At 54.6% G+C, this 13,334-nt stretch carries 13 protein-coding genes; 5 read left to right on the forward strand and 8 right to left on the reverse strand.

Annotated elements, in window-relative coordinates; genetic code table 11:
- Nucleotides 1–153: 153 nt before the first annotated feature.
- Entirely contained in the window at nucleotides 154–2,454 is a 2,301-nt protein-coding gene (metE, locus tag MHH28_RS11995; protein WP_405115128.1) for a 5-methyltetrahydropteroyltriglutamate--homocysteine S-methyltransferase, read from the reverse strand.
- A gap of 191 nt (nucleotides 2,455–2,645) precedes the next feature.
- Nucleotides 2,646–3,506, reverse strand: a complete 861-nt coding sequence (locus tag MHH28_RS12000) for an undecaprenyl-diphosphate phosphatase (RefSeq protein ID WP_405115130.1) — start codon at nucleotides 3,504–3,506, stop codon at nucleotides 2,646–2,648.
- Between the two features lie 200 nt (nucleotides 3,507–3,706).
- On the opposite strand from MHH28_RS12000, the gene MHH28_RS12005 reads away from it, so the two are divergent.
- From MHH28_RS12005 to MHH28_RS12020, 4 genes are all read left to right on the forward strand, one after another.
- Complete coding sequence (locus tag MHH28_RS12005) at nucleotides 3,707–4,735, forward strand: NADH:flavin oxidoreductase/NADH oxidase (protein ID WP_405117026.1); 1,029 nt, start codon at nucleotides 3,707–3,709, stop codon at nucleotides 4,733–4,735.
- Nucleotides 4,736–4,823: 88 nt separating this feature from the next.
- The gene (locus MHH28_RS12010; RefSeq protein ID WP_036731817.1) at nucleotides 4,824–5,258 is read left to right on the forward strand and encodes a MarR family winged helix-turn-helix transcriptional regulator; all 435 of its coding nucleotides are present in this window, start codon (nucleotides 4,824–4,826) and stop codon (nucleotides 5,256–5,258) included.
- Nucleotides 5,259–5,386: 128 nt separating this feature from the next.
- On the forward strand, nucleotides 5,387–5,665 hold the full coding sequence (locus MHH28_RS12015) for a PQ-loop domain-containing transporter (protein ID WP_405115133.1): 279 nt from the start codon (nucleotides 5,387–5,389) through the stop codon (nucleotides 5,663–5,665).
- 72 nt (nucleotides 5,666–5,737) lie between these two features.
- The gene (locus MHH28_RS12020) at nucleotides 5,738–6,472 is read left to right on the forward strand and encodes a class I SAM-dependent methyltransferase (RefSeq protein WP_405115135.1); all 735 of its coding nucleotides are present in this window, start codon (nucleotides 5,738–5,740) and stop codon (nucleotides 6,470–6,472) included.
- 89 nt (nucleotides 6,473–6,561) lie between these two features.
- Here MHH28_RS12020 and MHH28_RS12025 read toward each other — a convergent pair whose 3' ends face one another.
- The 5 genes from MHH28_RS12025 to MHH28_RS12045 form a co-directional block, all read right to left on the reverse strand.
- Entirely contained in the window at nucleotides 6,562–7,248 is a 687-nt protein-coding gene (locus MHH28_RS12025) for a YitT family protein (RefSeq protein ID WP_405115137.1), read from the reverse strand.
- Nucleotides 7,249–7,568: 320 nt separating this feature from the next.
- Nucleotides 7,569–8,069 (reverse strand): Crp/Fnr family transcriptional regulator, encoded by a 501-nt coding sequence (locus MHH28_RS12030; protein ID WP_341018027.1) that lies wholly within the window; start codon nucleotides 8,067–8,069, stop codon nucleotides 7,569–7,571.
- 174 nt (nucleotides 8,070–8,243) lie between these two features.
- Nucleotides 8,244–10,196, reverse strand: coding sequence for a fructose-specific PTS transporter subunit EIIC (locus MHH28_RS12035; protein WP_405115139.1), 1,953 nt, complete (start codon nucleotides 10,194–10,196; stop codon nucleotides 8,244–8,246).
- A 46-nt stretch (nucleotides 10,197–10,242) separates the two neighbouring features.
- The gene (gene pfkB, locus MHH28_RS12040; protein ID WP_405117028.1) at nucleotides 10,243–11,154 is read right to left on the reverse strand and encodes a 1-phosphofructokinase; all 912 of its coding nucleotides are present in this window, start codon (nucleotides 11,152–11,154) and stop codon (nucleotides 10,243–10,245) included.
- 39 nt (nucleotides 11,155–11,193) lie between these two features.
- Nucleotides 11,194–11,955 (reverse strand): DeoR/GlpR family DNA-binding transcription regulator, encoded by a 762-nt coding sequence (locus MHH28_RS12045; protein ID WP_405115141.1) that lies wholly within the window; start codon nucleotides 11,953–11,955, stop codon nucleotides 11,194–11,196.
- A 387-nt stretch (nucleotides 11,956–12,342) separates the two neighbouring features.
- On the opposite strand from MHH28_RS12045, the gene MHH28_RS12050 reads away from it, so the two are divergent.
- On the forward strand, nucleotides 12,343–12,672 hold the full coding sequence (locus tag MHH28_RS12050; RefSeq protein ID WP_405115143.1) for a hypothetical protein: 330 nt from the start codon (nucleotides 12,343–12,345) through the stop codon (nucleotides 12,670–12,672).
- Between the two features lie 26 nt (nucleotides 12,673–12,698).
- On the opposite strand, the gene MHH28_RS12055 is transcribed toward MHH28_RS12050, so the two are convergent.
- Nucleotides 12,699–13,166, reverse strand: coding sequence for a hypothetical protein (locus tag MHH28_RS12055; protein WP_405115145.1), 468 nt, complete (start codon nucleotides 13,164–13,166; stop codon nucleotides 12,699–12,701).
- Nucleotides 13,167–13,334: the final 168 nt, after the last annotated feature.

The following is a 13,334-nucleotide window of genomic DNA, read 5'->3' on the forward strand; positions in this document are numbered from 1 at the left end:
ACAAATAGAAGCGGCTTTGCTGTCCTTTTAAAGGACGGTTCGTTTCGGCGAGAAATAGAAGCAAAACCACTGCGGCCGGAGATTGTGCTCTCCTGCCTGCAGTGGTTTTTTTTGTGCAAAAGTGATCATTTAAAGGGAGGCATACCCCTTCGCTTAACGGCTGACTGCGCCGTGCTGCTCTCTTACCAGGACCGCGGCCTTCACCATATTGCGCAGTGCACCCGTGGTCTCTTCCCAGCCCCGTGTCTTCAGTCCGCAGTCCGGATTAATCCAGAACTGCTGGACATCCAGTACACGCAGCGCACGTTCGATGGCCGAGGTCATCTCCTCTACCACCGGTACACGCGGACTATGGATATCATACACACCCAGTCCAATTCCCTTGTCGTATTCCTGCTCCTCGAAGCTGACGATCAGCTCACCGTGGCTGCGCGAGGTCTCAATGGAGATGACATCCGCATCCATCGCCGAGATCGAACCGATCATATCATTGAATTCACTGTAGCACATATGCGTATGCACCTGAGTGGTATCCTTGACATGATTCGTGGCGGTACGGAAGGATTTCACCGCCCAGTTCAGGTAATACTCATGATCTCTTGCCTTCAGCGGCAGGCCTTCGCGGATGGCGGGCTCATCGACCTGGATCATCTCGATGCCTGCCTCTTCCAGTGCGGATACTTCATGGCGCAGAGCAAGGGCGATTTGTCCAGCCACCGCTTCCCGGCTGAGATCATCGCGGACAAAGGACCAGTTCAGGATCGTGACCGGTCCGGTCAGCATCCCCTTAACAGGCAGCTTCGTCAGGGACTGTGCATACACGCTCTCCTTGACGGTCATCGGCTGGATAAAAGCAACATCGGCATAGATTACCGGCGGCTTCACGCAGCGTGAGCCGTACGACTGAACCCAGCCGCCTGCGGTGAAGAGATAGCCGGCCAGCTTCTCCCCGAAGAACTCTACCATATCGGTACGCTCGAATTCCCCGTGTACCAGCACATCCAGACCAAGCTCCTCCTGGAGGGTGATTGCTTCAGCGATCTGCCGTTTGATGAACAAGTCGTAACGCTCCTGATTCCAGACTCCCTTGCGCCATTTCAGACGGGCCTGGCGGACTTCGGCTGTCTGAGGGAAGCTGCCGATGGTCGTGGTCGGCAGCAGCGGCAGACGCCACTTCTCCTGCTGAACCTTCACTCGCTCTGCGAATGGAAGGCTGCGGTGGTCCGGCAACTGGGACAGGGCATGCACCTGCTCCGCTACATCCTCACGCCCGCGCTCCGGCAGGGCACGGAATACGGCCAATACCTCACGGCTGCGCTCCAGCTCAGCGGCATAACGCTCCCTTCCTTCATTCGCGGCTGCCGCAATCAGAACCAGCTCAGCCAGCTTCTCATTGGCGAATGCCAGGGCGTTCTTGACCGCAGCTTTCAGCTTGGACTCGCCCTCAACCGTTACAGGCACATGCAGCAGACTTGAGGCAGGCTGGAGAATCAGCCGCTCCTGAGACACATGGGTCAGTAGCTGCGCTACCAGTTCCAGCTTGGCATCGGTATCGGCGCGCCAGATGTTGCGTCCGTCCAGGATACCGGCGCCGAGTGTCTTATCCTGCGGCCAGCCCAGGCGTGCAACCGACTCCAGATTCTTGCCGCCGTCATGAACGAAGTCAAGACCCAGTCCCTGCACAGGCAGCGCCAGCAGTGCTTCAAGCGGCTCCGCAGCTTCAAAGTACGTCTGCAGCATAAGGTTCAGCCCCGGGACAGCGGCAGCGATCTCACTGTAAATATTCTGTAGCAGCGCAATGTCCTCTGCCGTTAAGCCGGTCACAATAGCCGGTTCATCGATCTGTACCCAGGCCACTCCTTCTGCCTGCAGCTCCTGCAGCAGCTGTACATACAGCGGGAGGAAGCGTGCGGCAACGGCTGCGGTATCTGCCGCCTTGAAGCCCTTGGACAGCTTCAGGAAGGTATACAGTCCGACTATAACCGGCTTGCCCTCAATGCCTGCACGCTCTTTGGCGAAGCGGTAGGCGGCCAGCGGCTTATTCGCTGTCAATACCGGGGTCAGGCTGCCGATCTCAGGAACAATGTAATGGTAGTTCGTATTGAACCATTTGGTCATCTCGCAGGCCGGGGCTTCTGCATTGCCGCGCGCCATAGCAAAATACAGATTAAGCGGAATCTCTCCGCCCTTATATCCATAACGCGCCGGTACGATCCCGAACATGGCGGCGGTATCCAGCACATGGTCATAGAAGGTGAAGTCGCCCACCGGGATCAGATCAATTCCGGCCTGCTGCTGGGTCTGCAAGTGCTGAAGCTGTATATCTTCCATCTGTGAGCGGAAGCTCTGCTCATCGATTTTGCCGGCCCAATAAGCCTCCAGTAATTTCTTCCATTCACGGTTCTTGCCGATTCTCGGATATCCGAGGCTGCTTGTCTTGATTCCTGTACTCATTGATGTCCACTCCCCTGTATAATTGTCGCTTATGCCTGCAAGCCTTAATCTGATGCCATCTTACTGCACGCCTCCCGCGCCCGGCAACAGATTCCCGGCAATCCGGCTATACAGATTCCCTATAGCAGAACATCAAAAAAGCCGCACCCCCATGAAGGAGGAGCAGCTTGGAGTCTTAAGGCGTGATGAAATCAGAACCAGATCAGATAGACCGCTCCGGCAAGTACAATCCGGTAGATCGCGAAGGGCATCAGCTTGATCCGGTTAATCAGCTTCAGGAAGAATCGCATCGACACCAGCGCGAATACGAAGGCGCTGATGAAGCCGGCAATGAAGAACGGCAAGGCATCCAGCGTAAAATACTGCCAGTTCTTCAGCAGTGAAATCAGGCTTGCCCCGGCCATAATCGGCACAGCCATAATGAAGGTGAAATCGGCTGCCGCACGATGGCTCATACCCAGCAGAACACCGCCGGATATCGTCGAGCCGGACCGCGAGAAGCCTGGCCACAGGGAGATACATTGAATCAATCCGACTGATAGCGCCTGCCTATATGTAATTTGGTCCACACTCTCCGTCCGGGCAGTTGCAGGCGCAAAACGGTCGGCACAAATCATGAATAACGCTCCGACCACAAGTCCAATCAGCACTGTAAAGGTAGAGAACAGATGCTCATCGATGTAATCCTCCAGCAGAAATCCGAAAACTCCGGCAGGCAGCAGTCCGACAAGGATATGCGTCAGCTTCAGCCGTCCTTCAACCGGAGCCTGCCGCTGTCCTTCCGGCACTACGGCCAGATCCTGGCGGCTAAGCTTCCTCAGACCCAGCAGATCAATGAACCGGTTACGGAAAAGAATCACCACCGCAAGAATGGAGCCTAATTGAATCACTACCTTGAAGGAGTTGGCCGTGTACTTCCCCAGGAACTCCTGCGATTTAAGCCACATATCATCAACGATGATCATATGGCCTGTCGAGGATACCGGAGCAAATTCGGTCAGCCCTTCCACAATGCCCAGGATAATTGCTTTGACAATAGTCAGCAGCTCCATAACTAACCCCCTAAATTGTTTTCATTATAATAGTTGTAAACTCGCACAGCTATTTCTGAAACTTACAGATACCATGCAATATTGCAGAGTCTAATCCATAACGCTGACTTGACAGACCGGAACGTACACCTTATATTTATATGCATGCGCATGCATTTATTGTTCATCCATTCCATATAGACCGAAGGAGCGAAACCATGATGACAGATCTGTTCACCCCCTATGAGTATAAAAGCTTAAAACTGAAGAACCGGGTTGTCATGCCGCCCATGTGCCAATATTCAGTTACCAATAAGGATGGAATCGCTAACGACTGGCATTACAACCACTATGTAAGCCGCGCTGTCGGCGGCACCGGACTGATCATTGTCGAGATGGCTGATGTGGACCCGGACGGCCGGATTACCGATTATGATCTGGGTCTCTGGTCTGATGAGCAGATTCCAGCACTGGCGCGGATTGTGGAAGCCAGCCATGTCCATGGAGCCAAAATCGGAATTCAGGTAGCCCATGCCGGGCGCAAGGCGGAGGATGCCAAGGTTCCAGTCTCCTCTTCTGCTATTCCTTTTGACGGCAATTCCAAGACTCCCCACGCCCTGACAACAGAAGAAGTTAAAGACATGGTCCAGAAATTCAAACGGGGCGTGGAGCGTGCGGTTCAGGCCGGGTTCGACACTATTGAGCTGCACGGCGCCCACGGCTATCTGATTCACCAGTTCCACTCGCCGCTGACCAACCAGCGGACTGATGAGTACGGACAGGATCTGACCTTGTTCGGCCGGGAGGTGATCGCTGCTGCCAAGAGCGTGATGCCTGAGGATATGCCACTGATCATGCGGATTTCCGCCAGAGAATATGTGAAAGGCGGCTACGGCCTCCAAGAGGGTCTGGAGATCAGCAGAGCCTATAAGGAAGCCGGGGCCGATATTTTCCATATCAGTTCAGGCGGTGAAGGAGCCGTTGACGCAGAGAATGGACCGGGCAACCATGCTGCCTATCAGTTACCGCTGGCCAGAACGATCCGCCAGGAGCTGAACGTACCGGTGATTGCTGTCGGCCGCTTGGATGAAGCGGTTCTTGCCAACGCCGTCATTAGCAATGAAGAAGCTGACTTGGTGGCGGTGGGCCGGGGAATGCTCCGTAATCCTTACTGGACGCTGGAAGCCGGTGTGACGCTGCGCAAAGACGCAAATATACCTAAGCAGTACGCATTAGGATTCCCGCGTTAAGGACAATTCGTCAGCAGCTTGCCTATGGTGATGGTATACTGTATAACAACTACTATTCATTACAGGTATACACCGGGAGGATGAAGACATGACTAACCCCCCTTCAAATGATCTGATTAACAGCTGGTTATCGCTCTCTCTGATACAGATGAAGGTGGCCGCAGTCCTTGAAGCGAAGCTGACCGAGAACTATGAGTTATCGCTTAAGGAATTCTATGTATTGCTGTTTCTGTCCGAAGCCCCTGAGCAAAAGCTGAAGCTCCAGCAGCTGGAATCGATGGTCGGGCTTAGCCAGAGTGCTGTGTCCCGGCTGGTCAGCCGCTTCGAAGCCAAGGGCTGCGGAGCGCTGGAGCGCAAGTCCTGCGAGGCAGACCGCAGAAGCATCTATACGTCCCTGACTGCCATTGGGCAGGACAAGGTTGACCGGGCGAAGCAGACCGTTCATGAAGTGCTGCAGGAAGCCTTTCCTGTAGACGACACGCAGCTGCTGCTGGAACAGCTTATCCAGTTGAAGCAATCCTAGACCCGGGCAGCTGCCTGCCGGGTGAACCCGCCGTCCCCCCGAGGGGCGGCGGTTTTTTGTCTGAACCTCCCTCTCCCCCTAAGCATACACCATACTATTAAGAAATTAAGTATAGCGGGGTGCAGCATATGTTATTCACAGCTATGCAGCTGGTTGGCGGTCTTATTCTCTCGGTAGGCTGGATTCCGCAGATTGTGCAGATCCTCAGGACCCGTTCGGTTGCAGATCTCAGTCTGAAAGCTTACCTGCTGATGCTGCTGGGCATCCTTCTTATGGAGGCTTATGCGGTTAATCTGGCGGCGCAGGGGGTCGGACTTGCTTTTCTGATCACCAATTCCTTGTCGCTGGCGGTCGTAACAACGGTCGTCCTGCTGATTATCCGCTACCGTTCCCGAGGGCAACAATGAATTCTGTAGGCTGCACCTCCGTCCCATCTGCGTTATACTTTCTGTAATAAAAGGATGTGGGAGGTTCAATGAATGAAGCAAAATAAGTATGACGACGCGGGTTTTTTTGCGAATTACAGCCAGATGCCCCGCTCTACGGGCGGACTGGAGGCTGCCGGAGAATGGGAGGTCTTCCGTACTCTGCTGCCTGATCTGGCGGGCCAGCGGGTGCTTGATCTGGGGTGCGGGTTCGGCTGGCACTGCCGGTATGCCCGGGAGCAGGGGGCGGCTTCCGTCGTAGGCATAGATCTCTCCGCCAATATGCTGGAGCGTGCCCGCGCGATGACAGACGACCCGAAGATTGAGTATCTCCAGCTCGCGATTGAGGATGCCGCATTCGGGGCAGAGCAATTTGATACCGTGATCAGCTCGCTGGCGATCCACTATATTGAAGATTTCGGCAGTCTCTGCCGCCAGGTCCGGCATTGCCTGAAGCCCGGGGGAGCCTTCGTCTTCTCTGTAGAGCATCCGATCTTCACCGCGCTCGCCGCGCAGGATTGGCATTACAGCCCGGACGGGGAGAAGCTGCATTGGCCCGTGGACAACTACCATCTCGAAGGGCTAAGGCTGGCTGATTTTCTCGAACACGAGGTTGCAAAATACCACCGGACCACCGCCACCTACCTGGGTACGCTGCTCGATTCCGGATTCGTCCTGAAGCAGCTGTCGGAGCTGCAGCCGACCCCTGAGATGCTGGAGAAGAATCCGGCTTGGCAGGAGGAGACGCGGCGTCCGATGTTCCTGCTGCTGTCGGCGGTGAAGCAGTAACAGACAGAACTCATTTCTAAAAACCACAAAAAAAAGACCAGCCGGACGGTAGTCCGCTGACCTTTTATCATCCCCGTGGTTCACGGAGTTCACATGGCATTGTTTACATTCACTGTACCTTCCTGAGTCTTGGCAATTGCGGACGGAATCTTCGGTGCCTGGACCAGCTTCCGTCTGCCCAGAGAGGTTGTAAAAGTGATTACATAACCGGCCACAACTACAGCCATCACAGTGTACAGGGTTTCTCTTAACGGCATATAGAAGAGGGAGAAAGCCAGAACGATTACATCCATCAGGATAAACACGGTCCCAACCTTAATACCTTTCCATTCACTGATCAGCACGGACAGAATATCATCCCCGCCGCTCGCCCCGCCGCCCAGCAGAACCATTCCTGCGCCCAGACCTGTCAATACCCCGGACAACAGCGCCGCAACCGGCAAATTATCCTGCAGGTCAATAACCCAGCCGGAATAGCGTTCCATCAGCCCGTAGAATACCGTGAAGGCCACTACGGAGATGAAGGTGTTCACTACGAATGATTTTCCTTTGTAAATGATTGCGATGATGAGTACCGGAATGTCCAAAATCAGGATGCTTAGTGATGGTGAAATCCCCAGTACATACTTGCCGAGCAGCGACAATCCTACGAATCCGCCTTCGGTCAAGTGGTTCTGATAATTAATGTGATAATACGTAAATGCAAGCAATAGTGTTCCGGATAGAATAATAGCTAGCCGGAGCGGCACACTCATGCCACTGTCTTGTTTCCTCATTACTCGGTCTCCCCTTATCGTATATGGCGGCTAGACGTCCTGCCAGCTTCTACGAGGGGGTATACCGGAGGAGATGTTACTCCTTCGCATACAATACTTCCTTCCCTTCGCAGAGGCGGCTTCGTCAATGAACAACGGTTCGCGCACATTCTACAGGGAAGCTAAGTATAAGACAGATCATAACGTTTCCAAATCGTCCTTTGGGGAATCGTCCTTCGGGGACACATGGTATCCTGATCCTTTCTTTAATTTGATATGTTCTGAATAGATTATACCACGCGGAGGGGCCTCTCTAAACAGTTTCCACTAAAAATAAGCAATCAGCCCTGATTCCGCAGCAGACGGTTGACGGTCTCCCGGCGGACGCCGATCAATTGGCCGATCTCTTCCTGTGTCAGCAAATCTGTAAGCTGTGCGCCATGTGAATATTCGGTCAGCCAGCGGGTCAGCAGGGCCATCCGCTCCCCCGGCGTTCCAACCGTGAGGTGATCGAGCCTCGTCTGCATGAACCGCACCTTCTCCTGGAGCAAAAGGGCGATCTCCATCACCTTCTCCGGCTTCTCCCGCAGCTCCCGGTACCATTCCGCAGCCGGAATCAGCTCGACCTCACTTTTCATCATTGCCACTGCGGTTCCATGCGCCTCCTTCGGCGAAATGAGGGAATGATGCGGGACCGTCTCACCCGGATATAACAGGTTGAACAGCACCATGTTCCCGTTCTCATGCAGTCTCGTGACCTTAAACAGTCCGCTCTTCACCTTGAACAGGTTCTGGCCGCCGTCTCCCTGACGGAATAAGACTTCACCTCTGTGCAGAATCATTTCGCATTCTCCTTTGCCTTCTCTGTATATATATTTTTAATTATACCGAAATAAGACACTAAAATGGAGGGGCAAGCGTAAAACAGCTCTATTTCAAGCTCTCTATGGCAAAAACCGCCCAGGGGCAGAGGTCTGTCTCTGCTCCCAGGCGGTTCCGGGGATAAGCAAGATACGTTATTTCACTGGGACCGGCTTCTTCCAGAGCCCAAGGATCAGCCCGGAAATCACGGAGCCGATCAGCACTGCCAGCAGGAACAGCGCGGCATTGCTGGACAGGAAGGCTACGAACACACCGCCATGCGGTGCGGGAACGTTGAGATTCCATAGCTGGGTCAGTCCGCCGGCCACGGCAGAGCCCAGAATACAGGAGGTAAGCACGCGCAGCGGATCGGCTGCTGCGAACGGAATGGCTCCTTCGGTGATGAACGACAAGCCCAGCACATAGTTGGTAATACCGGATTTGCGTTCGGTCTCCGTGAATTTGTTCTTGAAGAACGAGGTGGCCAGGGCAATCGCCAGCGGAGGCACCATCCCTCCGGCCATAACGGCGGCCATCATCATTCCGTTCGTATTGCCGCTGGATGTAAACACGCCGATGGCAAAGGTATAGGCTGCTTTGTTGAACGGGCCGCCCATATCAATGGCCATCATACCGCCAAGCACCAGACCCAGCAGGATCTTGTTGCCGGTGCCCAGATTGTTAAGCACATCGGTCAATCCTCCGTTGATCCAGCTGAATACCGGATCGAACAGGAAGTACATAATCCCGCCGGTAATCAGCAGACTGAATACAGGATATAGCAGAATCGGCTTCAGACCGTCCAGCGTGCGCGGCAGACCGGAGAATACTCTGCGCAGCATTACCACTACGTAGCCAGCCAGGAATCCGGCAGCCAGACCGCCAAGGAAGCCCGAATTGGAGTTGAGGGCCATTAGACCGCCGACCATACCCGGCATCAGCGCAGGACGGTCACCGATGCTCATCGCGATAAATCCGGCCAAGATCGGGATCAGGAAGTGGAACGCGCCCCCGTCACCGCCGCCGATGCTCTGCAACAGTTTGACCAGCTGATTGTCTGGACTGGCCACCTGTTCAATCAGGAAGGAGACCGCCAGCAGAATGCCGCCGCCGACTACGAACGGCAGCATATGCGAGATGCCGTTCATCAGGTCTTTGTAGATTTTGCTTCCAATAGAACCGGACTTCATAGGAGCAGAACCTTCTTCATTGCGTCCAGAGCTGCGGTAGATAGGCGCATCGCCTGCCACTGCGATCCGGATCAGCTCCTCTGACTTGCGGATACCGTCGCTAACCGGACGCTGGAGCACAGGCTTGCCATTGAAGCGCTCCATCTCCACGTTCTTGTCGGCGGCAACAATGACACCGCTCGCCCGGGCGATTTCATCGGCGGTCAGCACATTCTGCGCCCCCTCCGAGCCGTTGGTTTCAACACGGATGTTGACGCCCATCTCCTTGGCCTTCTTCTTGAGGGCATCCTCAGCCATGAAGGTATGGGCAATGCCTGTAGGACATGCTGTTACAGCTACTACGAAGCTCTGAGAATCCGGGTTCTCGGTGATCATCCGTGCAGGCTCTGCTTGCGGTGCGGCCGTCTTCGGGGCATCCTTCACAGCCGCTGCCTTAGCTTCCGCTTCAGCCTGAGCTTCGGCCTCCGCCTGCTTGGCATCGAACAGGGCAGACACCTCGGCAGGAGTCTTGGCACCCATGAGCTGCTCTGTGAATTCGCTTTCAATGAGCAGCCTGGACAGTGCAGCGAGTGTTCGCAGGTGCATATTTCCAGCCCCGTCCGGCGCGGCGATCATGAAGAACAAGTGGGCAGGTGCTTCATCCAGGGAAGCAAAATCGATGCCTGCAGTGCTCTTCGCGAATACCACTGTCGCTTCTCCCACTGCCTTGGTCTTGGCATGCGGCATGGCAATCCCTCCGCCGATGCCTGTGCTGGACTGGGCTTCACGGTCCAGAATCTTCTCCTTGAACAGCTTCGCATCCGTGATGCGTCCGCTGGCCGCAAGGCTGGCAATCAGCTCGTCGATGGCCCCTTCCTTCGTTGTAGCCTGCAGCTCCATAATCATTGTTTCCTGTATCATCAAATCTGTAATTTTCATCAATGCTCAACTCCCCGAATGTACTTGAACCTCTTACCTCTGTTATTCATAGCTGAGATATGGCGATAAGCGGACGAAGCTCTTCAATCAAAGCCCTGTCTGCCAGATCATCGGAGAACGCTGTGGCACTCCCTGAGGCCACACCGGCACGGAAAGCTTCCAGCACATCCCCGGTCAGTGACAAGGTACCCACGAATCCGGCAATCATCGAATCTCCCGCACCTACTGAATTCTTCACCCGGCCCTTAGGAGCGCTGGCATGGTAGACCTCTTGCCCCGTTATAAACAGTGCGCCTTCGCCAGCCATCGAGACCAGCACATGCTTGGCGCCGCCCGTAAGCAGCTTACGTCCGTATGTGATAATCTCCTCCCTGGTGCTGATCTGAACACCGAACAGCTCTGCCAGCTCATGGTGATTCGGCTTGACCAGCAGCGGTCCTTGGGACAATGCGTCCTGCAAGGCCTGCCCGGTAGTATCAATGACAAACTCCGCGCCCTTCTGCTTGCATACCGCAATCAGTCTGCTATAGAAATCTCCGCCAAGTGAAGGTGGCGCGCTCCCCGACAGGACCACAATGTCGCCAGGCTGCAGAGCATCCAGCTTGTGCAGCAGTGAAGCCGTCTCGTTCTCCGTAATTACAGGTCCGGCCCCGTTAATCTCTGTCTCCTGGCCGGCCTTAAGCTTGATATTGATCCGGGTATCGTCCGCAATAGCAACGAAGTCGCCGGATATCCCCTCCTGACCCAGCCAGGTCTCAATGTACCCGCCGGTGAAGCCGCCAAGAAATCCGGTTGCCGTATTATCGACGCCCAGCTGCTTCAGGACACGGGATACGTTGATTCCCTTCCCGCCGGGCAGCTTCATATCCCGCTTCATCCGGTTGAGTCCGCCCAGTGTTAACTCTTCAACCTCCACGATGTAATCGACGGAAGGATTAAGTGTCACAGTATAGATCATCATTCATCCCTCATTTATAATGTTTGTCTTCCCATCCAATCACACCAGTGTATAATCCACATCCAGCTTCTCCAGCTGCCGCCGGAAGCTATCCGGTGTACCCGTGTCCAGAATGCAGTGATCCATCTCCTGCAGATCAGCAACCTTGCAAAAGGAGATTTGCCCGATCTTGCTATGGTCGGCGAGCAGGATCGTCTGCTTCGCTACAGCGATCATTTTGCGCTTCGTGGCCGCTTCCAGCATGTTCGGCGTCGTAATGCCTTCGCGGATATCCAGCCCGTTGGTGCCCAAGAAGGCCTTATCCACCCGCACCATATCCAGTGAACGTTCCGTCATCGGCCCGACAAAAGCCATGGTATCCGGCCGCAGCATTCCGCCTGTAATTGACACCTCAATATGGCGGCAGTCCTTCAGTTCATTCAGCGCCATAATCGAGTTGGTGATGACCTTGAGATTACGGAACGCTCTTAGCGCCCGGGCAATCTGCAGCGTGGTGGTTCCCCCGTCAAGCAGAATGGCGTCGCCTTCCTCAATCATCTCTACAGCCTTCCCGGCAATCCGCAGCTTCTCCTCCAGGAACCGGTCTTCCTTGTCCGGAACTGCCGCTTCGAAGTTCACACTCTGCAGCGACACTGCCCCGCCATGCGTACGCTTGAGCAGCCTCGCTTCCTCCAGCTCCTTGAGGTCCCGGCGGATGGTGGATTCAGAGACGGACAGCTCCTGGCCCAGCTCCTGAACCGAGGCTCTGGTATGCTTCTCGACAAACAGCAGAATCATCCGTTTGCGTTCTTCTTCAAACATGCAGCTCACTCCTTAGGATGCGCAGCGGCCCGCTGCCAGATTCCTATATATACAACTACAACTGAATTGAAATAGATAATGACTGGATCAAACCACTTGTGACTGATGTTGATCATTTGTGCTCATTTATGATTGTAACAGCGTTTTCATGAACTGTAAAGAGGCTTTCTCTGCTTATTTTTCTCCTTAAAAGCACGCGTTTAACCCTGTTTTTCAAGCCATCGGCACCGCTGCTGCCAGAAATGAAGCCATCTCTGCTCATTTATGCTCATTTCCTTGCGCCATAACCTCCTCCAGCGGCGGGAAATTCCCTCCTGATTGCCTATTTCACAACGGCAGCGGGCGACATATTTATATTACATATGTGGAAAAGCGGGTGAACAGGAGATGGCCGATTACAGGAACTATGGACACGGCAGCCCAGGCGGCTATGGCGGCTATGGTAATGGCAGCGGCATTAAGGGCAGCGGCGGAGCAGGCAGTGACGGCCCCGTAGAAGAGGAGGAGCTCAGTGCAGAGGATTATGCGATTATTGCCGCCGGCTTCAGCGTTCTCGGGGAGCTGTTTGCTTTTTTCTCCCTGGTAAAAGCCAAGCAGGTGACCAAGGAAACGGGCGGACAGGTAGGCGGAGGCCTGAGCGTGGGTCTGGACCCGGTTCTGTTCGTGCAGAACCGCAAAAAAAAAGCAGCCCGACGAAAGTCCCGCCGGCTGCGTTGAACGTTTATATTTTCCGAACCCGTCGCTTACTTCAAAGGTATGACCTCATACTTCGCAAATATGGCCTGCACGCTCTCCCGCAGCTCCTCCTCGGGCAGAAGTACAATGACAATAATATGCTCCAGATCGGCATGCTGCGCATACGCCTCCGCATCCTCTTGCGGAATGCCCATCCCGATCAGGCTGACCGCAAGGCCGTCTGTCTCCAGATCCGCTCCCGCCAGCTTGCGGGCGGCCGGACCTGCTGCGACCGCTGAATCGGGCACCATATCCAGGCCAACCCCAAGCCCGCGGGCTGTGCCGAACAAGCCCTTATTTCCCTGCCCCGTCTCCACATCCCCAATACCGGCATCCTGGCTGATAATCTCCAGCGTATTCTTCTGCTTCGTGACGGCAGAGATATGCTTCGCCTTGATTCCGTTCTCCTTCAGCTCCTCAATCGCCAGTACCGCATCACTACGGTGTCCAAAAATTCCCAATACCAATGTTGGCATACGGCATCCCTCCTGTTCATGCGATATTACCACGCTGTCTGCGGCTTGAACCTGAGTGGAATCCGGCTGACAGCGGCTGCTCACAGACCCAAGTGAATCAATCTCTTCTAATTCGGTTATAAAGATACGTATACATAAACATAACTTAAGAGATAGGGGGGGGCTGCT

The organism is Paenibacillus sp. FSL K6-1217, assembly GCF_045040735.1.
GTDB lineage: Bacteria > Bacillota > Bacilli > Paenibacillales > Paenibacillaceae > Paenibacillus_AQ.